Annotated in this window: 19 protein-coding genes; 14 read left to right on the top strand and 5 right to left on the bottom strand. The window is 70.2% G+C overall.

Annotation, left to right across the window (positions count from 1 at the left end):
* Positions 1–556: 556 nt before the first annotated feature.
* The gene (locus tag FHW79_RS10600; RefSeq protein ID WP_247884292.1) at positions 557–1,303 is read right to left on the bottom strand and encodes a GntR family transcriptional regulator; all 747 of its coding nucleotides are present in this window, start codon (positions 1,301–1,303) and stop codon (positions 557–559) included.
* Positions 1,304–1,527: 224 nt separating this feature from the next.
* On the opposite strand from FHW79_RS10600, the gene FHW79_RS10605 reads away from it, so the two are divergent.
* From FHW79_RS10605 to FHW79_RS10635, 7 genes are all read left to right on the top strand, one after another.
* Positions 1,528–2,541 (top strand): ABC transporter substrate-binding protein, encoded by a 1,014-nt coding sequence (locus tag FHW79_RS10605; protein ID WP_149649004.1) that lies wholly within the window; start codon positions 1,528–1,530, stop codon positions 2,539–2,541.
* An 84-nt stretch (positions 2,542–2,625) separates the two neighbouring features.
* Entirely contained in the window at positions 2,626–3,432 is an 807-nt protein-coding gene (locus FHW79_RS10610; protein ID WP_119507235.1) for an ABC transporter permease, read from the top strand.
* A 3-nt stretch (positions 3,433–3,435) separates the two neighbouring features.
* The gene (locus tag FHW79_RS10615) at positions 3,436–4,218 is read left to right on the top strand and encodes an ABC transporter ATP-binding protein (RefSeq protein ID WP_145673763.1); all 783 of its coding nucleotides are present in this window, start codon (positions 3,436–3,438) and stop codon (positions 4,216–4,218) included.
* Positions 4,215–5,546 (top strand): amidohydrolase family protein, encoded by a 1,332-nt coding sequence (locus tag FHW79_RS10620; protein ID WP_183178892.1) that lies wholly within the window; start codon positions 4,215–4,217, stop codon positions 5,544–5,546. Before FHW79_RS10615 ends, FHW79_RS10620 begins: the two co-directional genes overlap by 4 nt.
* A gap of 17 nt (positions 5,547–5,563) precedes the next feature.
* Complete coding sequence (locus tag FHW79_RS10625; RefSeq protein WP_183178893.1) at positions 5,564–6,295, top strand: aspartate/glutamate racemase family protein; 732 nt, start codon at positions 5,564–5,566, stop codon at positions 6,293–6,295.
* Positions 6,296–6,478: 183 nt separating this feature from the next.
* Entirely contained in the window at positions 6,479–7,915 is a 1,437-nt protein-coding gene (hydA, locus tag FHW79_RS10630) for a dihydropyrimidinase (protein WP_183178894.1), read from the top strand.
* A 46-nt stretch (positions 7,916–7,961) separates the two neighbouring features.
* The gene (locus tag FHW79_RS10635; protein WP_183178895.1) at positions 7,962–9,374 is read left to right on the top strand and encodes an amidase; all 1,413 of its coding nucleotides are present in this window, start codon (positions 7,962–7,964) and stop codon (positions 9,372–9,374) included.
* A 97-nt stretch (positions 9,375–9,471) separates the two neighbouring features.
* On the opposite strand, the gene FHW79_RS10640 is transcribed toward FHW79_RS10635, so the two are convergent.
* Genes FHW79_RS10640 through FHW79_RS10650 form a run of 3 tightly spaced genes read right to left on the bottom strand, consistent with a single transcriptional unit; the run spans position 9,472 to position 12,220 of the window.
* Positions 9,472–10,287, bottom strand: a complete 816-nt coding sequence (locus tag FHW79_RS10640) for a GDSL-type esterase/lipase family protein (protein ID WP_183178896.1) — start codon at positions 10,285–10,287, stop codon at positions 9,472–9,474.
* Positions 10,284–11,045 carry a GDSL-type esterase/lipase family protein gene (locus tag FHW79_RS10645; RefSeq protein WP_183178897.1) on the bottom strand — a complete coding sequence of 254 codons (762 nt, stop codon included), beginning with the start codon at positions 11,043–11,045 and terminating at the stop codon, positions 10,284–10,286. Before FHW79_RS10645 ends, FHW79_RS10640 begins: the two co-directional genes overlap by 4 nt.
* Entirely contained in the window at positions 11,042–12,220 is a 1,179-nt protein-coding gene (locus tag FHW79_RS10650; RefSeq protein ID WP_211108219.1) for an OpgC domain-containing protein, read from the bottom strand. The genes FHW79_RS10645 and FHW79_RS10650 overlap by 4 nt, the downstream gene beginning before the upstream one ends.
* 215 nt (positions 12,221–12,435) lie before the next feature.
* On the opposite strand from FHW79_RS10650, the gene FHW79_RS10655 reads away from it, so the two are divergent.
* From FHW79_RS10655 to FHW79_RS10675, 5 genes are all read left to right on the top strand, one after another.
* Positions 12,436–14,838, top strand: coding sequence for an FkbM family methyltransferase (locus FHW79_RS10655; protein WP_183178899.1), 2,403 nt, complete (start codon positions 12,436–12,438; stop codon positions 14,836–14,838).
* Between the two features lie 263 nt (positions 14,839–15,101).
* Positions 15,102–16,265 (top strand): ABC transporter ATP-binding protein, encoded by a 1,164-nt coding sequence (locus FHW79_RS10660; RefSeq protein ID WP_211108220.1) that lies wholly within the window; start codon positions 15,102–15,104, stop codon positions 16,263–16,265.
* Between the two features lie 42 nt (positions 16,266–16,307).
* Positions 16,308–17,354 (top strand): ABC transporter substrate-binding protein, encoded by a 1,047-nt coding sequence (locus FHW79_RS10665; RefSeq protein ID WP_183178900.1) that lies wholly within the window; start codon positions 16,308–16,310, stop codon positions 17,352–17,354.
* 108 nt (positions 17,355–17,462) lie between these two features.
* Complete coding sequence (locus FHW79_RS10670; RefSeq protein WP_183178901.1) at positions 17,463–18,353, top strand: ABC transporter permease; 891 nt, start codon at positions 17,463–17,465, stop codon at positions 18,351–18,353.
* Complete coding sequence (locus FHW79_RS10675) at positions 18,346–19,161, top strand: ABC transporter permease (protein WP_183178902.1); 816 nt, start codon at positions 18,346–18,348, stop codon at positions 19,159–19,161. The genes FHW79_RS10670 and FHW79_RS10675 overlap by 8 nt, the downstream gene beginning before the upstream one ends.
* A gap of 1 nt (position 19,162) precedes the next feature.
* Here the strand turns inward: FHW79_RS10675 and FHW79_RS10680 are convergent, their stop codons facing one another.
* Positions 19,163–19,519, bottom strand: coding sequence for a hydroxyisourate hydrolase (locus tag FHW79_RS10680; RefSeq protein ID WP_183178903.1), 357 nt, complete (start codon positions 19,517–19,519; stop codon positions 19,163–19,165).
* 29 nt (positions 19,520–19,548) lie between these two features.
* On the opposite strand from FHW79_RS10680, the gene FHW79_RS10685 reads away from it, so the two are divergent.
* Both FHW79_RS10685 and FHW79_RS10690 read left to right on the top strand, forming a co-directional pair.
* A complete protein-coding gene (locus FHW79_RS10685) occupies positions 19,549–20,778 on the top strand; it encodes an MFS transporter (RefSeq protein ID WP_183178904.1) in 1,230 nt (409 codons plus the stop codon).
* The gene (locus FHW79_RS10690; protein WP_183178905.1) at positions 20,769–22,169 is read left to right on the top strand and encodes an amidase; all 1,401 of its coding nucleotides are present in this window, start codon (positions 20,769–20,771) and stop codon (positions 22,167–22,169) included. The genes FHW79_RS10685 and FHW79_RS10690 overlap by 10 nt, the downstream gene beginning before the upstream one ends.
* Positions 22,170–22,278: the final 109 nt, after the last annotated feature.

The following is a 22,278-nucleotide window of genomic DNA, read 5'->3' on the forward strand; positions in this document are numbered from 1 at the left end:
GTTCCGATGCCCGGCGGGCATGACGTGAACCAAGGCGACGATGGTACGCGCGGCGGTGGGCCGGTTCCCACATCGGCAGGCGATCATGTCCCGATTCGCTTGGAACCCATGGGCTGGGCGCAAGGTCATAGGCCGAAAAATATACTCCCCCGGCCACCCTGCCCATTGACATCATGCGGGTACGTATGGTCTATCTTTCGTAGCGCTGCGAACAGCGTCAGGCCGGAGTCTAGGGAGGACTCGGTAGTCCGTGAAAGCAGTGGCGCGCCGCATAAAAACAAAGGCGCGCACACAATGCGACACGCTGCATGCCTCAAGCCCTTGCCCCCGCAGGGCTTTGACGGCGGCAGCGTGTTTCACTTTCAGGGCCTTGATTTCCACCAGACGTTGCGATTGATTGCTGCGTCGCACACGACTCCGTGACGCGCGTCGAGCAAAGAAAAAGGCCGCCAGGATTGCTCCGGCGGCCCGAGTCTAGGGAGGAAACGCCCGAAAAGGCGTCAGTGAAACTAATATATTCCGCAGCGCAGCATGATTCAAGCCTTAATCGAACGAATCAACCCGCGTTCAGCGGCTCGGCATCGGTGACCGCGCCGCCCTCCTGAACCATCCCCTGCGCCGGCGGCTGGCGCAGCGCCTGAATGACCGCCACCGCGGTGCGGCGGCTGTGGTCGGCCAGCAAAGCGCCGGCCTCCTCGGCGTCGCGGCGGCGGAACGCCGCCATGAAGCCCTCATGCTCATCCACCGACTCCTGCCATCGGCCGGTGTCGTAGTTGGCGAGCGAGCGGGCGCGCAGGATCTTGGCGGCAAAGCCGGCGTAGGTCGCCTCCAGCGCCGGGTTGCGGGCCATGGCGACGATCTGGGAGTGGATCTGCCGGTTGGTCAGGAAGTAGGCGGCGCGCTCCCCCGCCTCGTGCTGGGTGACGAGCTGATCGTGCATCCGGTCGAGCTTCGCGAACTCCGCGTCGGAGCCGTTGCGGCAGGCAAGCGTCCCGGCCAGCCGTTCCAGCGCGTCCATCACCTCGAAGATCGCGCCGATCTCGCCGGGGTCCACCGGGGCGACGATGGCCCCGCGGTGCGGGCGAAGTTCCACCAGCCCTTCCGACGACAGGACCCGCAGCGCCTCGCGCAGCGGCGTGCGGGAAATGCCCAACTGCTCGCACAGTTGAACCTCCGGCACGCGCACGCCGGGCGGCAACTCGCCGTCCAGGATCATCGCCCGCAGTTCCTCCACCGCGGAATGATGCAGCGTCGCGCGGCGGATCGGCCGGGCCGGCGCCTTCATGGTCTTGATCCTGTCCATCCTGACCCACCACCCCCGAAAGTGCTGCATACTTGGGCATGCATGCCGAAATGATGCGCCATGCCTAAAATTCAGGCAAGGCCGTTCCACTCCGGCCAACTTCGATCAATATGCCCTAAACTGCTGAAAACAGCCAACAAATTAGTAGTTATAATATTGTATACAATTTGGCACGGGCCTTGCGAAAGGATGAGGGACGCAACCGCATCGGGAGCACTCCTTTCATGACGTTCCGGTCCCTCACCCTGACGACCGTCACCGCCGCCTTCCTCGCCCTCTCCGCCGCTGCCACCGCTCAGGCGGCCGACGCGGAGAAGCTGAAGCTGGGCTTCGCCAAATGCGCCCATTGCCTGCCGATGGCGCTGACCCCGGAACTCGCCAAGGGCGTGGAGATCGAGGCGATCAACTTCAACTCCGGCAACGACGTGCTGACCGCGCTGGTGTCGAAGAGCATCGACATGGCCCAGGTGACCTACCTGCACTACATCACGGCGCTCGATAAGGGCTTCGACGTGGTGGCCGTGTCCGGCCAGGTGAACGGTGGGTCGGAGATCGTCGTCGGCAAGGGCATCACCCTGAAGGCCGACGATTGGGATGGGCTGAAAAAGCTGATCGCCGAGCGCAAGGAGAAGGGCGAGCCGCTGCGCGTCGCGGCGTCGCGCGGCAACGCGCAGGACATCCACATGCGCGGCGCCCTCCAGAAGCACGGCATCAACGTCAACAAGGACGTGCAGTTCATCAACATCCCGAACCCGTCCGACCACGCCGCCGCCCTCCAGCGCGGCGAGGTGGACGTGATCTGCACGGTGGAGCCCTTCGCCTCGCAGATCCGCCAGACCGGCGTCGGCACGCATTTCGCCCTGCCCTACGACCAGGCCGCCGGCAACCTGACCAACCTGATCGTCACCCGCTCCGACGTCATCAAGGACCACCCGAAGGCGGTCGAGGCCACCGTCGGCTCGGTCGTCGCCCTGGTCGACAAGCTGAAGTCCGACCAGACCGTGTGGGTCGACGTCATCAACAAATACACCGGCATGGACAAGGCCGTCGCCACCGAGGCGCTGAAGAACGCCTCCCCGGATTACGCCATCCACAAGGACAGCACGCTGGCCATCGCCACGATGATGCGCGAGCTGAAATACATCTCCAACGACGTCACCGCCGCCGCGGAAAAGAACCTGGATTACACGTTCCTCGAAGCCGTCACCAAGAAGCCGAAGAGCGAACTGGGCTTTTAAAAGCAACCGCTCAATTTCCCTCTCCCCAAAGGGGAGAGGGTTAAAAGCGAAACTCACGAACATCTTCGACGGGAAAACCGGGCCATGACGGCATTGTCGAAATCCTGGGAGCGCGCCGTCGTTCCCCTCTTCATCCTGGCCGCCTGGGAGGTGTTCTCCCGGTCCGGCTTTCTGCCGGCGGCGCTGCTGCCGGCCCCGTCGGTGGTTCTGCACACCTGGGGCGACTGGATCTTCGGCTTCGACGAGACCTCGCAGGGCAACACGGGCCGCTGGCTCGCCGACGCCCTGTCCAGCGCCACCCGCGTTGCCGCCGGCTATGGCATCGCGGTGGTCAGCGGCGTGCTGCTGGGCATCGCCATCGGCTGGTGGCGCTGGGTCGAGCGGACGGTGGAGCCGACGCTCCAGATGCTGCGCCCGGTGCCGCCGGTGTCGTGGATCCCGCTGGCGATCATCTGGTTCGGCATCGCCAACAAGCCGGCCATCTTCCTGGTCTTCCTCGGCGCCTTCTTCCCGATCCTGATGAACACCATCCACGGGGTGAAGACCGCCGACCGCAACCTGATCCGCGCCGCCTCGATGATGGGAGCCACCGAGCAGCAGCTTCTGCGCCACGTCGTGTTCCCGGCGGCCCTGCCCAGCATCTTCGCCGGCCTGCGCATCGGCATCGGCGCCGCCTGGATGCTCACCGTGACGGCGGAGATGGTCGCGGTGAAGAGCGGCCTCGGCTACGTGCTGTGGGACAGCTACTACTTCCTGCGCTACGACCTCGTGCTCGCGGCCATGGCCAGCATCGGCCTGCTCGGCTACGCGACCGACGCGCTCATCAAGGTCCTGATGTCCGCCGCGCTGCATTGGCAGCACGGCTCCACGCTCCAGAGCCGGGAGGGCTGAGCGATGGCTTCCATCGAGCTTCGCAACATCACCAAGATCTTCCGCGACGCCAAGCGCAAGCGCGACCTGCTGGCCATCGACGACGTCAGCCTGTCGGTGGAGAAGAACGAGTTCCTCTGCCTGCTCGGCTCATCGGGCTGCGGCAAGTCCACCCTGCTGAACATGATCGCCGGCTTCGAAAAGCCGACCGAGGGCAGCGTGACGGTCGGCGGCAAGCCGGTCGACGGCCCCGGCGCCGACCGCGGCATGGTCTTCCAGCAGGCCAACCTGATGCCCTGGCTGCCGGTGTGGGAAAACGTCGCCTTCCACCTGCGCCTGAAGGGCTGGCGCAAGGCCGACCGGCGCGACGCCGCCCAGGAATACATCGACATGGTCGGCCTGCGCGGCTTCGAGAACCATTTCCCGGCCGAGCTGTCGGGCGGCATGAGCCAGCGCGTCGGCATCGCCCGCGCCCTGCTGCTGAACCCGCAGGTCATCCTGATGGACGAGCCCTTCGCGGCGCTCGACGCCCAGACCAAGATGGACATGCAGGAGGAGTTGGTCGCCATCTGGCAGAAGCAGCGCTGCACCGTCGTCTTCGTCACCCACAGCGTGGACGAGGCGCTGGTGCTCGGCACCCGCGTCGCCGTGATGACCAGCCGTCCGGGCCGCATCCGTGAGCTGATCGCGCTCGACCTGCCGCGCCCGCGCGACACCACCGGCCCGCGCTTCAACGACCACAAGCGTCACATCCTCAACCTGATCCGCGAGGAGGGCCTGCAGCAACGGCAGGCCGCCGTCGCGTGACCGGCCGGCTCGACCTGCTGCTGACCGGCGTCACCGCCCTGACCGGCGAGGCGCTCGGCAGCGTCATCGAGGACGCCGCCATCGGCATCCGCGACGGCCGCATCGTTCATCTCGCCCCGGAATCCGAAGGCTTGCCCGCCGCCGCCGAGGTCCGCCACCTGCCGGGGCGGGTGGTCACGCCGGGCTTCGTCAACGCGCATCTGCACGCCGTCCTGGTGATGGTGCGCGGAGTCGCCGCCGATCTCGGCTTCGCCCCCTCCTACACGCCGGGCGTTCCCAAGGGCACCGACGCGACGCCGGAGGAGGCCCGCGCGCTGGCCCGGCTGGGCGCGGTGGAGGCCCTGCTCTCCGGCTCGACGCTGATCTGCGACCATTTCGTCCACGCCGACGCGACGCTGGACGCCATCGCCGACCTCGGCCTGCGCGTCCATGCGAGCTGGCGCGTCCACGACGTGGATTTCGCCCGCGTGGCCCAGGGCGAATGGCGCTTCGACCCGGCCATCGGCAGCGACCTGCTGCTGCGGACGCTGGATCTGCACGCCCGTTGGAACGGCGCCAACGGCGGGCGCATCCGCGTGCAGATGGCCGCCCACGCGCCGGACACCTGCTCCCCCGCTTTCCTGCGCACCTTGGCGGACGAGGCTGCGGCGCGCTCCATGCGCGTCAACACCCATCTGGCGCAGAGCCGGGTGGAGGTGGAGCGGGTGAAGGCCTCCACCGGCCTGACCCCGGCGGAACTGCTGGACGAGTGCGGGCTGATGAACGACCGGCTGCTCGCCACCCACTGCCTCTATGTCGAGGACGCCGACATCGCCCGCCTCGCCCGCGCCGGGGCGCACGCGGTGCATGTGCCGAAATGCAACGCCGCCTCGGGCCGGCTGGCACCGACGCCGAAGCTGAAGGAGGCCGGCGTCAATCTGGCGCTGTGCACCGACACGCAGCACGGCGACATGGTGGAGGCGATGCGCTGGGCGCTCGCCACCGCGCGCATCCAGCAGGGCGGGGTCACCGCCGCCTGGCAGCCCGCCGACGTCTTCCGCATGGCCACGCTGGGCGGCGCGCAGGCGGTCGGCATGGGCGAGGAAATCGGCACGCTGGCCGTGGGGAAGCTGGCCGACCTCGTCGTCTTCGACACCCGCCGCCCGCATCTGCGCCCGCTGATCAACCCGCTCGGCACGCTCGTCCACACCGCGCAGGGGCGCGACGTGGAGATGGTGCTGGTGGACGGCGAAACGCTGGTCGAGGACGGGCGCCCCGTCCGCGCCGACCTGAACGAGATCTGCACCGAGGCCGACAAGGCCGCCCGCGCGCTGTGGGCGCGCGCCTGACCGAAAGAACCATGGATATGAGCAACCGCGTCCTTCTGGGCATGCTGACCCCCTCCTCCAACACGGTGCTGGAGCCCGTCACCTCCGCGATGCTGAGCGGCCTGCCGGAGGTGACCGCCCATTTCGGGCGCTTCACGGTGAAGGAGATCTCGCTGCGCGCCGCGGCTCTGGACCAGTTCACCGACGCGCCCTTCCTGGACGCCGCCCGGCTGCTGGCCGACGCCCGGCTGAACGTGATCGGCTGGAACGGCACCTCGGCCGGCTGGCTGGGCTTTGCGGCCGACGAGAAGCTCTGCGCCTCCATCGAAGCCAAAACCGGCATTCCCGCCTGCACCTCGATGCTTGCGCTGAACGAGATTTTAGAAACGACCGGGCGCAAGCGCTTCGCCATCGTCAGCCCCTATCTGGACGAGATCCAGGACAAGATGGTCGCCAACTACAACGCCGCCGGCTTCGAGGTGGTCGCGGAGCGGCACCTGAACGACCGCGGCAACTTCTCCTTCTCCGAGGTCACCGAGAAGACCATCGAGCGGATGTGCATGGAGGTCGCGGAGGCGAAGCCGGAGGCCATCGCCATCATCTGCACCAACATGCGCGGCGCCCCGGTGGCGGAGCGCATGGAGAAGGCGCTGGGCATCCCCGTCTACGACACGGTGTCCACGGTGGTGTGGAAGGCGCTGCGCATGACCGGCGTGGACACCCGCCGCGTCGAGGGCTGGGGCAGCCTGTTCCGCGAGCTGCATGGCTGAGGGAAGTATTGCCCCCTCCCCGACCCTCCCCCGCTCTCGGCGGACCGAAGGTCCGCCTGCCGCGTCAGCGCAAACCTTTGGTTTGCGCGAGAGCTTCGCGGGAGAGGGAGATCAGTCCCCTCCCCTGCGAAAGCGGGGGAGGGCCGGGGTGGGGGCCGGTGCGTCACGATGGGAGAAACGACGATGAACTTCGATCTGGTCATCCGCAACGGCACGGTCGCCACCGCGTCGGACGTGTTCAAGGCCGACGTCGGCGTGCGCGGCGGGCGGATCGCCGCGCTGGGCGAGGGGCTGGCCGCCGGGCGGGAGGAGATCGACGCCGCCGGCCTGCTCGTCCTGCCGGGCGGGGTGGACGGCCACGTCCATTTCGACCAGCCGACCGGCGACGGGTCCGTCATGGCCGACGATTTCCTGACCGGCACCCGCTCCGCCGCCTTCGGCGGCACCACGACGGTGCTGCCCTTCGCCTGCCAGGAAAAGGGCAAGACGCTGCGCGCCGCGGTGGACGACTATCACCGCCGCGCCGCCGGGAAGCCGCTGATCGATTACGCCTTCCACCTCATCGTCACCGACCCCACCGAGCAGGTGCTGGGCCAGGAACTGCCGGCGCTGATCCGCGAGGGCTACACGTCCTTCAAGATCTACATGACCTACGACGCGCTGAAGCTGAACGACCGCCAGATCCTGGAGGTGCTGGACATCGCCCGCAGCGAGGGCGCCATGGTCATGATGCACGCGGAGAACGCCGATTGCATCGCCTGGCTGACCGAGAAGCTGGAGCGTGCCGGCCAGACCGCCCCCTATTTCCACGGCGTCTCCCGCCCCCGCGTGGCCGAGCGCGAGGCCACCCACCGGGCCATCTCGCTGGCGGAGCTGGTGGACGTGCCGATCCTGATCGTCCACGTCTCCGGCGCCGACGCGGTGGAGCAGATCCGCTGGGCGCAGGGGCGCGGCCTGCGCATCTACGCCGAGACCTGCCCGCAATACCTGTTCCTGACCGCCGACGATCTTGGCGGAGAGGGGTTCGAGGGCGCCAAGTGCATCTGCTCGCCGCCGCCACGCGACGCCGCGAACCAGAAGGTGATCTGGGACGGGCTGACCGGCGGCGCCTTCCAGGTCTTCTCCTCCGACCACGCGCCCTTCCGCTTCGACGGGCCGGGCGGCAAGAAGGTCCATGGCGAGCAGGCGCCCTTCCGCTGCGTCCCCAACGGCATCCCCGGCGTCGAGACGCGCCTGCCGCTGCTGTTCTCCGAGGGCGTGATGAAGGGCCGGATGGAGTTGACCAAGTTCGTCGAGCTGACCGCCGCCAACCCCGCCCGCATGTATGGCTTGCACCCGCGCAAGGGCACCATCGCGGTGGGGGCGGACGCCGACATCGCCCTCTGGGACCCGTCCCGCACGGTCACCATCACCAACGGCATCCTGCACCACAACGTGGACTACACGCCTTATGAAGGGATCGAGGTCACCGGCTGGCCGGTCGTCACGCTGTCCCGTGGCGACGTGATTTGCCGCGACGGCGCCTTGCTGGCCGAGCCGGGCCGCGGCGCCTTCCTGCCCTGCGGCCTGCCCGCCCCGGCGCGTCCCAAGGGCTCGCCGGCCCCGGTCCTGCCATTCTAAACTCCGCCCGCCGCAACCGGAGGCCTTGCCCCATGAGAGTGTGCCCATGAGCGCTCCCGACCTCTTCCGCCTCAGCGCCGCCGACATGGCGGAGGGCGTGCGCACCCGCCGCTTCCGGGCGCGCGACCTCGTGACGGCGAGCCTGGAGCGCATTGCGGCGCTGGACGGCGGGCTGAAGTCCTTCATCACCGTGGCTCCCGACGCGGCCCTCGCCGCCGCGGAGGAGGCCGACCGGCGGGTCGAGGCGGGGGCGCCGCTCGGACCGCTGCACGGCGTGCCGGTGGGCGTCAAGGACCTGACGCTGACGGCGGGGCTGCGCACCACCTACGGCTCCACCCTCTACGCCGACCTGATCCCCGACACCGACGACCTCAGCGTCGCCCGGCTGAAGGCGGCGGGCGCCATCATCGTCGGCAAGACCAACACGCCGGAGTTCGGCTTCGGCGCCATCACCGGCAACGAGTTGTGCGGGCCGACCGCCAACCCCTACGACCTTGACAAGACCAGCGGCGGGTCGAGCGGCGGCAGCGCCGCGGCGGTGGCCGCCGGGCTGGTACCGCTGGCCCAGGGAACCGACTTCGGGGGCTCGGTGCGCACGCCGGCAAGTTTCTGCGGGGTGGTCGGGCTGCGCCCGACGCCGGGACGCATCCCCAGCCCGGGCCGCGCGCTGGCCTGGGACGGGCTGGCGACGCAGGGCTTCCTCGCCCGCGACGTCGCCGACGCCGCGCTGGCTCTGGCCGCGGTCAGCGGGCCGGACCCGCGCGACCCGACCTCCCTTCCCGTGCCGGAATGGACGGTGCCGGACCTCGACGCGCTCGACCCGCTGTCGCTGCGGGTGGCCTGGAGCACCGACCTCGGCTCCGCCCTGATCGACCTCGGGCTGGCCGAGCGGTTCGAGGCGGTGATGCGCGGGCTGGACGGCCGCTTTGGGGCGTTCGTGGAGGCCACGCCCGACTGCCGGGAGGCCGGCGCCGCCTTCGGCACGCTGCGCGCCGCGCACATCTTCCACACCTACGGCCGGACGCTGGAGCAGGACGGCGACCGGCTGAGCCCGTCGGTCGCCTGGAACATCGCGCGGGGCAAGGGGCTGAGCGCCGCCGACTATCTGCGCGCCGAGGCCCAGCGCAGCGCGCTCTACCGCCGATTCGCCGCCTTCTTCCGCGACCACGACGTCCTGATGACGCTGAGCGCCAGCGTGACGCCCTTCCCCAACGCCCAGGGCGACGTGACGGAGATCAACGGCTTCCGCCTGTCCACCATCATCGACTATCTGGCGATCACCTACACGGTGTCGCTGGTCGGCTTCCCCTGCCTGTCGGTCCCCTGCGGCTGGACGGCGGACGGCCTGCCCATCGGCCTGCAACTCATCGCCCGCCCCTACGAGGAGGACCGGCTGCTGCGCTGCGCGCGGTTTCTGGAGCGGGAACTGGGGTTCCGCCACCGCTGGCCCCCACCCTAACCCTCCCCCGCTGACGCAGGGGAGGGAACTGCCGCCGCGTCGCGCCTCTCTCCCTCCCCTGCGCAGCGGGGGAGGGCCGGGGTGGGGGCAATGCCCCTCACGGACGCGCGGGCACCGTCCCCGCAGTCCGCAAGCTGAAGGCGTCGTGCAGCGAGGCGGCCAGTGTGCGGGCCACGCAATCGTAGCCGAAGTCGTTCTGGTGGATGCCGTCCGGCCCGACCAGATCGTCCATGGCGGCCTGCCGCGTCTCCACCCACTGGCGCATCACCGCGTAGCGGTGGAACAGGCCAACCCCCTCCTCCGCCGCGACGCGGGCGATGCGCTCCTCCATCTCCCCGTGCCGGGGCTTCGCCAGCATGGCCGGGGCGTATTGCAGGTCCATCAGAACGACGTCCAGACCGGCCGCCTTCAGCGTCCGCACGCCGTCGCGGATCACCTGTTCCGCCGCGTCGGGATCGTCGCCGCGCAGGACGGTGTTGGCCGCCACCTGCCAGATCACCAGATCGGGGGCCTCGTCCAGCACGTCGCGCCGGAACCGCTTCAGCATGTCAGGCCCGGTCTCCCCGTTGGCGCCCTTGTTGAGGACGGTCAAAGCGAGGCCGGGGTAACGCGCGCCGAGATGCTCGGCCAGCCGCGCCGGGTAGCTGTGCTCCGGCGCGCTCGCCCCCGCCCCGGCGGTGGAGGAGGAGCCGATGGCAACGATGCGCAGCGGCCTGCCGGCGGCCAGCGCCCGCGCGCTGCGCGGCAGCGGCACGGCGAGGTCGGCGGTCTGCACCGACACGGCGCAGGCCGCCGCCCGCACCGGATCGGGCGTGGCGGTCAGGCCGGCGAGGAAGGGGACGAGGGACAGCAGGGCGGCGGAGAGGACGGTGGCCCTCCGGCCACGGGTCCGGGGGGCGGGCGTGCCTGTCACGGAGCGGGTCTCCCGGCGCGGTCGATCATGGTGGACACGGTGTCGGCCAGGATGCGGCCGAGGCAGCGGTGGACGAACTGGTAGGCCTGCAGCTTTTCCTCCTTGGAATCGGGGGTGAAGCCGACGCGGCCGTCCTCGAACCAATGCCGCATCATCTCGAAACGGGGGAAGTGGACCACGTCGCTGTCCTGCGACACCCACTCCATATAGTCCAGGTAGGGCTGGAACGTGATGAGCTGCGCCGTCTGCGGGCTGTACTGCATGTCCATCAGGATCACGTCGGCGCCGCGCCTCTGGGCTGCCGCGATGCCTTGGCCCAGCGCCTCCCCGAAGCTGTCGGGTCCGATGTTCCGCATGGCGTCCGCCGTCCCCACCTGCCAGACCAGCAGGGAGGCGGAGGAGGAGGCCAGTTCCCGGTTCAGGACGGGCAGCATCTCCTGCGCGGTCGCCCCCGGCGCGTTGCGGACGGTCACGCTGACCTTGCGGTCGGGCAGCCGGGCCGCCAATTCCTTCTCCAGCAGCGCCGGATAGGCGGTGTCGGGGCGCGAGCCTGCCGAGTTCAGCACCAGGATGGGCAGCGCGCCGCCGCGCTTCAACCGCTCCCAGGCGCGCGGCAGAGCGCCATCGACGGTGTAGACGCTTTCCGGAACGGCGCAGGGATCGCCGGGTGTCTGCGACGCCGCCTGCGCGACGCCCATGCCGGAGGATGCGGTGAGTCCCGCGAGGACGGCCAGGGTCAAGACGGTCGCGCGCTTCATGCGCTCGGGTCCTTGGCTGGGGCTTTGGCGGCAGGGGCCAGTGGGGCGGCGGAGGCCGCGGGCGGGGCGGACGCCGGTTGGCGCGGCGGCCGTCCCACGGACTGATACCAGGTCAGCACCCGCGCGGCGGCCACCATCACGGCGATTCCGGCGAGTGTGACCGAAAATTGGGCCAAAAGCGAGGCGGACCAGTGGTTCAGCACGGTCTGGCCGGCGAAGGACAGGAAGATGCCCAGGCAGAAGACCTGAAGCGACTGCCGCCCGCACAGGATCACCGGCGCCAGCGCCGGCCAGCGCAGCCAAGCGCTGTCGATGCGCGCGACCTGGAGGACGACGTAGGCCAGCGCACAGAAATGCGCGAGCCGCAGCAAATCAAGGTCGGTCTTGCTGATCGGGTAGAGGATCTCCGCCAGCCACACCGGCATCAGCGCAGCCATCGGCGCGATCTGCCAGGAGATCACCAGCAGGAGCGAGGCGAACAGGTATCCCCCCGCCAACCACAGCTGCGCGGTCCGCCGCTTCGTCAGCGCCGCCGCCGCCCTGGGCAGCCGCTGCATGGTGGCCCCCAGCACGAACAGGAGCTGCCAGGCGAAGGGATTGAAGAACCAGACGCCGCCGTCCGGGTAGGTCGGCAGGTTCCAGTCCAGGAGGCGCGCCGCCGCGTAGAGCGCGACCGACCCGGCCAGCAGCGCCAGCGGCCAGCGCCGCAGCACCGGCAGCACCACTGGGAGGGACAGCAGCAGCACGATGTAGAGCGGCAGAATGTCCAGGTTGGCCGGGCGGAACTTCAGCGCCAGCGCCTGGACCAGCGACACCGCGGGATCGGCGAAGAAGCCGGCGATGCCCATTTCCTCGGTGAACAGCGGGTTGTCGAAGACCCGCGCGGTGTAGGCGACCTGCGCCGTGAAGGCGATGAACAGAAAGAGATAGGCGATGTAGAGCGTCCAGCAGCGGTCCAGCACCTTGGCCGCGGCGAACCGCCAGCCGTGCTGCTCCAGGATCCGCGCGTAGACCAGCGACGAGGTGTAGCCGGAGATGAACACGAAGACCTCGGTCGCGTCGCTGAGACCGAAGTTGCGCATCGTCACCCAGGCGATCTGGTTGCCCGGAATATGGTCCACGAAGATGAACCACAGGGCCAACCCGCGGAAAAAGTCCAACCGAAGATCGCGCATCCCGCCCGACGCCACCGCCCGACCCCACCCTTGTTTCGCATGCGCCGCACCGTGGCATGGGCAGTCCGCTTTTGGCAATCGGCACGGCGGCTGGCGGCTGTTGGGAAAACCGGGACGGACGACCCATGCGCAACGCCGCGTGTTGTGCTATCACCGCGCGCAACCGGTTCCGTCCCACCGCCCCAGTCCGCTGCCGGTCAAGCGAAGGACCCAGAATGGCGACCATCGAAGAAGCGCTCGACATCGCGTTCGATCACCACGCGTCCGGTCGCCTTGACGACGCCGAGATCATCTACGGCCGCATCCTGGAGGCCGACCCGCGATGCGCGCCGGCCCTGCATCTGGCGGGGGTGCTGGCGGGTCAGATGAACCGTCTCGACACCGCGCTCGACCGGTTGCGCCGCGCGGTCGAGGAGGCTCCCGGCGCCGCGGCCTACCGCATCGACCTCGCCAAGGCGCTGATCACGGCGCAGCGCTGGAACGCGGCCAGGGCGACTCTGCACCCCGCCCTGGCCCTGGCGCCCGACCTCGCAGACCCGTGGTATTTCCAGGCCTTGGTCGAGCATCACGCCGGCAATACGGACGCCGCCATCACGGCCCTGCGGCACGCCTGCTCCCTGGCTCCGGACCGGGAGGACATGACCGGGCGGCTCGCCCTGCTCCATCAGCAGCGCGGGCAGGAGCATCTGCGGCAGTTCCGGCAGATTCCTGCCCTGGCGGACTTCAAGCGCGCCGTCGCCCTCAGCCCGGCGGATTTCGAACTGGCCTTCCTGCTCGGCACCGCCCTGCTGGATTCCAACCGCTTCGATGCGGCGGCCGGCATGTACCGCCGGGCGCTGAGCCTCGCCCCGGCGGAGGGGTTCACCCTGCACAACTTGGGGATAGCCCTGAGCCGGAGCGGCCATGTGGACGAGGCGCTGACCGCCCTCCGCCGCGCCGCTCGTCTCGACCCCAGCCATGTCACCGTGCGCGACGCCCTCGTCCTGCTGCTGGAGCGGCGCGACCCGGCGGAGGCCGCCCTGTGGTCCGCCGAGTCCCTGGCCCTCAAGCTGGCGGGCGCCGCCGCCGAGATCCCGCCTGATGCCCCTCCCTCCGGCACCGAGGATTCCCGGACCCGCAACGTGGTCGCGTTCAGCCTGTGGGGTACCCGGGACATCTACACGCTGGGCGCGATCGCCAACGCCCGGGCGGTGCCCGCCCTCTTTCCCGGCTGGATCTGCCGGTTCTACCACGATGATTCCGTTCCCCGCCCGGTTCTGGACGAACTGGCGCGGCTCGGCGCCGAGACGGTCGAGATGCCGGCCGGTAGTGGACCGTCGCACGGGCTCTATTGGCGCTTCCTCGTCTCCGACGACCCGACGGTGGCGCGTTTCCTGTGCCGTGACTGCGATTCCCGCCCGACCGCGCGGGAAAAGGCCGCCGTGGACGCCTGGATCACGTCCGGCCTGCCCTTCCACGTCATGCGCGATCATGCGCTGCACACCGACCTGATCCTGGCCGGGATGTGGGGCGGACTGGCCGGCCGGCTGCCGCCGCTGGCGCCGGCCATCGACACCGCCGCCAACCGGAAGGCCGATCGCTGGCAGGACCAGCGCTTTCTGGCGGACTGGGTGTGGCCGCGCATCCGGGGGCGCGTGCTGGTCCATGACAGCGTCCACCCCGGGGCGGGCCAGCCCTTCCCGCCGGCCCCCGGCGATCCCGTGTCATCCCATGTCGGGGCGAAGCTGCTGCAACTGCCGCTCGGCGACCGCGACCCCGTCGCCGCGGAGCTGCCGGACTTGCCGCCCTCGGTCGTCATACTGCCAGCCGAGACCGGACGTCCCTCGCTCGCCGAGCGGCCCGGACGGCACGGGATGATGCGTTTCTTTCCGAACGACGCCTATGTCGGGCGCTCCCTCGCGCTCTACGGTGAATACTCGGACGCCGAACATCGCCTCGCCGCGATGCTGGTGGAGGCCGGCAACCTTGTGGTCGAAGCCGGGTCGAACATCGGCGCGCACACCGTCCCCCTGGCTCGGACGGTCGGCCCCACCGGACTGGTCCATGCCTTCGAACCACAGCGCGTGGTGCACGAGCTGCTGGCCCACAACCTCGCCGCCAACGGCCTTGGCAACGTCGTCCTGCACCGGGCGGCGGTCGGCAACGCGCCCGGCCAAGTGACCGTCCCGGTCCCCGACTATGGCCGGCCCGGCAACTTCGGCGCCATCAGCATGGGCGCCATCAGCGGCGAGCCGGTGCCGGTGGAGACGATCGACGGCCTCGGCCTGGACCGGCTGGCCCTGCTGAAGGCCGACGTGGAAGGCATGGAGGCGCTGGTGATCGAGGGCGCCACCCGAAGCATCGCCCGCTTCCGCCCGGCGCTCTATCTGGAGAACGACCGGGAGGAACACTCCGCCGACCTCATCACCATGCTCCAGGGTTTCGGCTACCGGCTGTGGTGGCACATCGTGCCGATCTACAACCCGGCCAACTACGCGGGCAATGCGTTCAACGCGTTTCCCGGCGTGGTGTCCGTGAATCTGCTGGGCCTGCCGGACGGGCGTCCCTGTCCCCTGCCGACCCTGCCGCCGGTCACGGGACCCGGCCAATCCTGGCGCGAGGCCGCCAAGCTCGTCTGATCCCGACCGCTCGCTCCTTGCCCAGAGATCGGGCAGCATGGTCAAGGACAGGGCCATGCTGAAATTTCAGGCATATTTGGCGGGCAGTCTGCCCAGCTTCGCGCCGCGCCCGAACGCCCGGCCTTCGGCGAACACCAGAGTATGCGCAGCTTCGGGTTCGGCCCGGTCTTGAGTCCGCTGGAGTGGCACGCGGGTTGCTCTCCCTGTGTCCTGCGCCGCGCCACCGGGGGTCCCCGCCGGTGTGCCTTACCAGGATACGCCCCATGGTCGCACTCCACTCCGCCCGCTCGCATCTCCAATCGTCCCCGCAGGCCGCCGCGGAGGCCACCGCGAAGCCCGCGGGCGTCGCGGTGACGCTGGACGGCATCACCCACCGCTTCGGTGCCTCCACCGCCGTGGACAACGTGACGCTGGAGATCAAGGCAGGCGAGCTGGTGGCCCTGCTGGGGCCGTCCGGCTGCGGCAAGACCACGCTGCTGCGCATCCTCGCCGGCTTCCAGGCGCAGACGCTGGGCCGCGTCGTCATTGGCGACCGGGTGGTCGACAGCCTGCCCCCCGCCGGGCGCGGCGTCGGCATCGTGTTCCAGAACTACGCGCTGTTCCCCCACATGACCGTGGCACAGAACGTCGCCTACGGGCTGGAGGCGCGAGGGGCCGCCCGCGACGCGGTGCGGGCGCGGGTGGAGGCGATGCTGGGCCTGGTGAAGCTGGACGCCATGCGCGACCGCTTCCCCAAGCAGCTCTCCGGCGGGCAGCAGCAGCGCGTGGCGCTGGCCCGCGCCCTGGCGATCCAGCCGAGCATCCTGCTGCTCGACGAGCCCTTCGCGGCGCTCGACAAGAATCTGCGGCTGGACATGCAGATCGAGATCAAGCAGCTCCAGCGCCGCTTCGGCATCACCACCATCATGGTCACCCACGACCAGGAGGAGGCGCTGAGCATGGCCGACCGCATCGCCGTGCTGAGCCGGGGTAGGCTGGAGCAGTTCGGCACGCCGGAGGACGTCTACGACCGCCCCGGCACGCTGTTCGTCAACGGCTTCGTCGGCAGCGCCAACCAGTTGCGGGGCCGCGTCGTCCGCGCCTCCGGCAGCGTCGCCGAGGTGGCGCTGGAGGCCGGCACCGTGCTCTCCGCCGTCATCCCCGACGCCGCGCTGGCCGCCGGCGATCCCGCCATCCTCTGCGTGCGCCCGGAGAACCTGCGGCTCGCCACCGAGGCGGCGCCCCAGCAGATCGCCGGCACCGTGGACCTCGCCCTGCCGCTCGGCCCCGTGGTCGTCTACGAGGTGCGCACGGCCGACGGCGGGCAGGTGAAGGTGACCGAGCCACGCGTGGCCGGCGCCGCGCTGCGCACGCCCGGCACACCGGTCCGGCTGCAACCCGTCTCCCCCCAGACCTGCCGCGCTTTCGCCGTTCCCGCGGGCGCCTGACCCCATCCCCCTCTTTTCCTCCTCCCCCTGGAGTGCCTGCCGATGACCCTCGACCGCCGCCAGATCCTCGCCGCCGGCCTCACGCTCGGCGCCATGTCCCTGTTCCCCGGCATGAGCTGGGCGCAGGCGCGCAAGCTGGTGTTCGCCACCTTCACCGGAAGCTGGGAGGAAGCCCACCGCGACGTCATCGTCCCGCATTTCCGCAAGGCCACGGGCAACGCCGACATCGCGCTGGACCCGATGCTGTCCGTGGACATGATCGCCAAGGTGTCCGCCGCCAAGGCGAACCCCCCGATCGACGTGATGCTGATGGACCCCGGCCCGCGCCTGTCGGTGATCGGGCAGGATCTCGCCGCTCCCTTCCCCGTCGCGGACAGCAAGAACTACCAGGACCTGCTGCCGGTGGCGCAGTTGCCGGAAGGGCCGGGCATCTTCTTCCAGGCGGTCGGCATCACCTACAACCCCGAGAAGGTCAAGACCCCGCCGACGAGCTGGGACGATCTGTGGAAGCCGGAGTACAAGGGCCGCGTCGGCATCACCAACATGAACTCGACGCTCGGCACCGCCTTCATGGTCGAGCTGGCGAAGACCCGCGGCGGCGGCGAGAACGACATCGAGCCGGCCTTCGCCGCGCTCAAGGAGCTTCAGCCGAATCTCGGCGCCGTGGCGCCCAACCCCGGCGCGCTCGCCACCCTGTTCCAGCAGGGCCAGATCGACATCTCGCCGGGCAACTTCAACGCCATCCAGATCCTGCGCGCCCGCGGCGTACCGGTGGAGTTCGCCAAGCCGAAGACCGGCACCATCGCCTTCCTGACCACCGCCCACATCACCAAGAACTCGCCCAACGCCAAGCTGGCCGCGGCGCTGATCGAATCCGCCATGGCGCCGGAGGTTCAGACCAAGCTGATGCAGGCGCCCTTCTACGTCATCCCGACGAATGCCAAGGTGCAGATGGACGGCGACATCGCCCGCATGATCGCCAAGGACCAGGAGGAGCTGAAGGCGTCCTTCGTGTTCCACGACTGGTCGGTGATCAACCAGAACCGCGCCGGCTGGATCGAGCGGTTCAACAAGGAGATCAAGGTGTAAGTGCGGGAAACGGGCCCCCCTCCCGGCCTCCCCCGCTGGCCATCCTAGCCCTCTCCCCGGCGGGGAGAGGGGACATCGAATGCGACCGCCCTAGATGGACCCAACCCCATGACCTCCATCACCGCCCCCGACCTCACCGGGCCCGCGACCGCCGCACGGCCCCGCATCGGGCGGGAATGGACGCTGGCGCTGCCGCTGGCCGCCTTCTTCGCGGTGTTCTTCGTGACGCCGCTGCTCCTGCTGGTCGCCGTCAGCCTCTACGCCGACGCGGAGATGACGCGGTTCGGGCTGGACCAGTACATCCGCTTCTTCGGCGACACGTTCAACCTGGCCGTGCTCGGCAGCACGCTGCTTCTGGGGGTGAAGGTCACGGCGCTGACGCTGCTGTTCGGCTATCCGCTGGCCTGGCTCTACACCCGCAGCGGGCCGCGGATGCAGTCGGCGCTGATCCTCGTCATCATCCTGCCGCTGCTGACCTCGGTCGTGGTCCGCACCTTCGCCTGGATCGTCATCCTGGGGCGCGACGGCATCGTCAACAACCTGCTGCTGTCGCTGGGTCTGGCGGAGGCGCCGCTGCGCCTGCTCTACACCGAGGGCGGTCTGGTCGCCGCCCTGGTGCAGGTGCAGATGCCGCTGATGGTGCTGCCGCTCATCACCACCCTGTCGCGGCTCGACCCGAACCTGCTCGACGCCTCGGCGGCGCTGGGCGCGGGACCGTGGCGGGGCTTCCTCAAGGTGACGCTGCCGCTGAGCCTGCCGGGGATCGTCGCAGGGTGCCTGCTGACCTACGCCGCCGCGGTCACCGCCTTCATCACCCAGTCGCTGGTCGGCGGCGGGCAGATGCTGTTCATGCCGCAATACATCTATCAACAGACGATCACGCTCCACAACTGGCCCTTCGCCGCCGCCATCTCCATCGTCTTCATGGTGTCGGTGCTGGGTGTGGTGATGCTGTTCAACCTGCTGGGCCGCGCCAGCAAGGGGTACGTCCATGCCTGACATGCAGCGCCCGACCCTGGGAAGCGCCTCCTTCGGCCTCGTCATGGGCACGCTCGCCGGCGCGGCGCTGCTGCTGCTGGCGGCGCCGACGCTGGTGGTGCTCATCACCTCCTTCACCGACGGCTATTCGCTGAAGTTCCCGCCGCCGTCCTACAGCCTGCGCTGGTACGCCTCGCTGATCGACGCGTGGCAGCTCCAGGACGCCGCCCTGGTCAGCCTGAAGCTGGGCGCCGTGGTGACCGCCGTGTCAGTGGTGCTGGGCACCGCCGCCGCGCTGGCCATAGGGCGCAGCCGCCGCGCCTGGGCGCGCGGGCTGGACGCCCTGTTCATGTCGCCGCTGGTCCTGCCGGCTCTGGCCTTCGGCCTCGCCTCGCTGGTGTTCTTCAGCACGGCGGGGGTGGAGCTGTCCTTCCTGACGCTGGCCATCGGCCACATCGTGGTCAGCGTGCCCTACGTCCTGCGCACCACGCTGGCGAGCCTCGCCCAGCTCGACCCGGCGCTGCTGGAAAGCTCCGAGAGCCTGGGGGCCGGGCGCCTCTACACCTTCCGCCGGGTGACGCTGCCGACCATCCGCAACGGCATCGGCGCCGGGGCCTTCATCGCCTTCATGTCGAGCTTCGACAACATCCCGGTGTCGCTGTTCATGGCCGACGCCCGCAACGAGGTGCTGCCGATCCGCATGTGGCAGATCCTGGAGAACAGCCTGGACGTCCGCGCCGCGGCGGTGTCTGGCGTGCTGATCGCCGTCACCGTCCTGGCCATGGTGGTGATGGAGCGCGTCGCCGGCCTGTCGCGCCAGCTCCGCTGACTCATGCTCCGCGGAACAGGGAATAGCCCCAGGGGGTGAACTTCAGCGGCAGATGGTAGTGCTGGTCCACGTCGGTGACGGTGAAGCGGAACGGCGCCTCCTCCAGGAAGGCCGGTTCCGCCACGCCCGCGCCTTGCGCACGCAGCCAGGGGCCGATGTGGAACACCGCCTCGTAGACGCCCGCCGTCACGCCCGCGCCGCCGACCACCGGATGGTCAAGCGCGCCATTGGCACACAAACGGCTTTCCGCTAGCCTGTCCCGCTGTCCGTCCCGCAAAGCGTAGAGTTCCACCCGCATTCCCCCGGCGGGCACCCCGCGCGCCACATCAACCGCATGCAACGAAATCCCGCCGGCCATCGGCCCGTCCCTTTCCTTGTGGAGTTCCCATGAACGTCTGGTTGCTGCCTCTGATCGCCATGGCGGCGGTTCAGGCGTTCGTCGGGCTGTGCCTCTTCGCCATTCCGGTGATCGCGCCGCAGGCGGCGCCCGACCTGGGGGTCGATCCGGGGCTTCTCGGCCTTTATACCGCGGTCGTCTTCACCGCCGCCATCCCCGCGTCGCTGGGGGCGGGCGGGCTGATCGCGCGCTGGGGGGCGATCCGCACCTGCCAGGCCTGCCTGCTCGCCGCCGCCGGGGCCGCGCTGCTGTCGGCCAGCGCCCTTCCCATCGCCTTCCTGCTGGGGGCGCTGGCGCTGGGCTTCGCCTTCGGGCCGGAGACGCCGGCCAGCACGCAGCTGCTGTCCCGGCTGACCCCGCCGGAGAAGCGCCCGCTGGTCTTCTCGCTGCGCCAGACCGGCAACCAGTTCGGCGGCATGGCCGCGGGATTTGCCGTGCCGCTGCTGGTCCTGTCCGTCGGCTGGCAGGCCAGCCTGCTGGTCGTGGCGGGCGCCACCGCCTTCCTGGCGCTGGTCCTGGAGCCGCTGGCCCGCCGACACGACGGCGACGACCGCGCCGCCCCCCGCCCCGCCGGCCGCGGCACGCTGAAGCGCGCCCTCGACCTCGTCGCCGGGGAACCGGCGCTGCGCCGGCTGGCCATGGCGGTCTGCGCCTTCTCCGCCATGCAGCTCTGCCTGAACGGCTTCCTGGTCAGCTTCGCGGTGACGAGCCTGGGCTGGAGCCTGCCGCTGGCCGGGACGGCGCTGGCGGTGGCGCAGGGCGCCGGGCTGGTCGGGCGCGTCGGCTGGGGCCTCGTTGCGACGCGCTGGGCGCCGCCCCGCGTCATCCTCGCCGGGCTGGGCGTCGCCATGAGCGTCGCCGCCGCCCTGGTCGCCGTCGCCGCCCCCGGCTGGCCGGTGCCCGCCTTCCTGGCCGTCTGCGCCGCCTTCGGCCTGTCGGCGAGCGGTTGGAACGGCCTCTTCGTCTCGGAGGTCGCCCGTCTTGCCCCGACGGGCCGGGCGGGCGAGGCGACGGGCGGCATGCTCGCCATCGCCTATGCCGGGCTGGTCATCGGGCCGGCGCTGTTCAGCCTGCTGGTCGCCGGAGGCTTCGGCTATTCCGCCGGCTATCTGGCCGCCGCCGCCGTCGCGCTGGCTGGCGCCGCAGCGCTGGTCGTCCCCCTGCCGCCGGCCCCCACCCCGGACCTTTCCACCGCCGCCGAGGACACCCCATGCGCATGATGAGCGCCCGCCGGATCGCCGAGCAGGTCGCCGCCCGCGAGGTCAGCGCCGTCGCCTTTTACGACGATCTGTTGGAGCGGATCGCGGCGGAGAATCCGCGGCTGAACGCCATCGTCCATCTCGACCCCGAGGCCGGACGGGCGGAGGCGCGGGCCGCCGACGCGCGGGCCGCGCGGGGCGAGGCGCTGCCGTTGCTCGGCGTGCCCTTCACGGTGAAGGACAACATCTGGGTGCGCGGCCAGCCGGTCCGCCAGGGTTCGCGGCTGTTCGAGGGCTTCGTGGCGCCGGAGGACGCGGTGGCGGTGGCCCGGCTGCGCGCCGCGGGCGCCGTCTTCGCGGGGATCACCAACTGCTCGGAATTCGCCTGCAAGGGGGTGACGACCAACCGCCTGCACGGCCCGACCCGCAATCCCTGGGACGTGGCGCTGACGCCCGGCGGTTCCTCCGGAGGGTCGGCCAGCGCGGTGGCGGCGGGCTTGGCGCCGCTGGCGCTGTGCACCGACGGCGGCGGCTCCACCCGCCGGCCCGCCGCTCATGTCGGGGTGGTCGGCATGAAGCCCTCGGCCGGGGTCGTCCCCCACCCCATCGGCTTCGTCGAGCCGGTGTTCGGCAACTCGGTGATCGGCCAGATGGCCCGCTCCGTCGCCGACGTGGCGCTGATGCTCGACGCCCTGGCCGGACCCGACCCGCGCGACCCGCAATCGGTGGCACTGCCCGGCCCGTTCCTCGACGCCACGGCCAACCCCGACCCGGCGGGCCTGCGCATCGCCTACAGCCGGCGGCTGGGGCTGGACGCCCCCGTGGACCCGGAGGTCGCCGCCTGCGTGGAGCGCGCCGTCCATCGCCTCGCCGACGCCGGGGCCATCGTGGAGGAGGCCGACCCGGTCTGGCCCGACGGAGCCGGAGAAAGCGGCCTGATGCCCCTCCAGTTCGCCGGCCTCGCCGCGCTCTACGGCGCGCGCTACCGGGAGACGCCCGAGTTGTTCGACCCCGACATCGGCCAGCAGATCGAGGCCGGGCTGCGCACCGGCGGGGCGGAGGTCGCCCGCGCCCTGCATCTGCGGGAGGAAGCCTACCGCGCGTTGGCTGCTCTCTTCACGCGCTACGACCTGTTGGTCTGCCCGACAATCCCGGTCACCGCATGGCCGTTCGACCGGCTCGGCCCCGCCACCATCGACGGGCGCCCGGTGACGCCGCGCGGCCACGCGGTCTTCACGCCGCTGTTCAACCACTGCTACGCGCCGGCCTGTTCGGTCCCCTGCGGGTTGACGGAGAGCGGCGGGCTTCCCGTAGGGCTCCAAATCGCCGGCCCGCGCCTGTCCGACGCGGCGGTGCTGCGGCTGGCGGCGGTGGTGGAAGCGACCTGCGGTTACAGTCAAGCCATCCCATAACAGCTTTTCCAAGAATTAGAGAAATGGCAATCGGGATAGAACGGAGAGCCTGTTTTAATTACCATCGTATTCTGGCAATCTTTTCCCGCGGAAGGGTGGAGTAGGGAGA

Origin of the sequence: Azospirillum sp. OGB3, from assembly GCF_014192915.1 — a bacterium.
GTDB lineage: Bacteria > Pseudomonadota > Alphaproteobacteria > Azospirillales > Azospirillaceae > Azospirillum.

Excerpts from the sequence above, each read along its gene's own strand:
- FHW79_RS10605 (WP_149649004.1), top strand. The coding sequence starts at position 1,528 with ATGACGTTCCGGTCCCTCACCCTGACGACCGTCACCGCCGCCTTCCTC.
- FHW79_RS10615 (WP_145673763.1), top strand. The coding sequence starts at position 3,436 with ATGGCTTCCATCGAGCTTCGCAACATCACCAAGATCTTCCGCGACGCC.
- hydA (WP_183178894.1), top strand. The coding sequence starts at position 6,479 with ATGAACTTCGATCTGGTCATCCGCAACGGCACGGTCGCCACCGCGTCG.
- FHW79_RS10690 (WP_183178905.1), top strand. The coding sequence starts at position 20,769 with ATGCGCATGATGAGCGCCCGCCGGATCGCCGAGCAGGTCGCCGCCCGC.
- FHW79_RS10655 (WP_183178899.1), top strand. The coding sequence starts at position 12,436 with ATGGCGACCATCGAAGAAGCGCTCGACATCGCGTTCGATCACCACGCG.
- FHW79_RS10650 (WP_211108219.1), bottom strand. The coding sequence starts at position 12,220 with ATGCGCGATCTTCGGTTGGACTTTTTCCGCGGGTTGGCCCTGTGGTTC.
- FHW79_RS10645 (WP_183178897.1), bottom strand. The coding sequence starts at position 11,045 with ATGAAGCGCGCGACCGTCTTGACCCTGGCCGTCCTCGCGGGACTCACC.
- FHW79_RS10670 (WP_183178901.1), top strand. The coding sequence starts at position 17,463 with ATGACCTCCATCACCGCCCCCGACCTCACCGGGCCCGCGACCGCCGCA.
- FHW79_RS10665 (WP_183178900.1), top strand. The coding sequence starts at position 16,308 with ATGACCCTCGACCGCCGCCAGATCCTCGCCGCCGGCCTCACGCTCGGC.
- FHW79_RS10685 (WP_183178904.1), top strand. The coding sequence starts at position 19,549 with ATGAACGTCTGGTTGCTGCCTCTGATCGCCATGGCGGCGGTTCAGGCG.
- FHW79_RS10600 (WP_247884292.1), bottom strand. The coding sequence starts at position 1,303 with ATGGACAGGATCAAGACCATGAAGGCGCCGGCCCGGCCGATCCGCCGC.
- FHW79_RS10660 (WP_211108220.1), top strand. The coding sequence starts at position 15,102 with ATGGTCGCACTCCACTCCGCCCGCTCGCATCTCCAATCGTCCCCGCAG.
- FHW79_RS10610 (WP_119507235.1), top strand. The coding sequence starts at position 2,626 with ATGACGGCATTGTCGAAATCCTGGGAGCGCGCCGTCGTTCCCCTCTTC.
- FHW79_RS10675 (WP_183178902.1), top strand. The coding sequence starts at position 18,346 with ATGCCTGACATGCAGCGCCCGACCCTGGGAAGCGCCTCCTTCGGCCTC.
- FHW79_RS10635 (WP_183178895.1), top strand. The coding sequence starts at position 7,962 with ATGAGCGCTCCCGACCTCTTCCGCCTCAGCGCCGCCGACATGGCGGAG.
- FHW79_RS10680 (WP_183178903.1), bottom strand. The coding sequence starts at position 19,519 with ATGGCCGGCGGGATTTCGTTGCATGCGGTTGATGTGGCGCGCGGGGTG.
- FHW79_RS10625 (WP_183178893.1), top strand. The coding sequence starts at position 5,564 with ATGAGCAACCGCGTCCTTCTGGGCATGCTGACCCCCTCCTCCAACACG.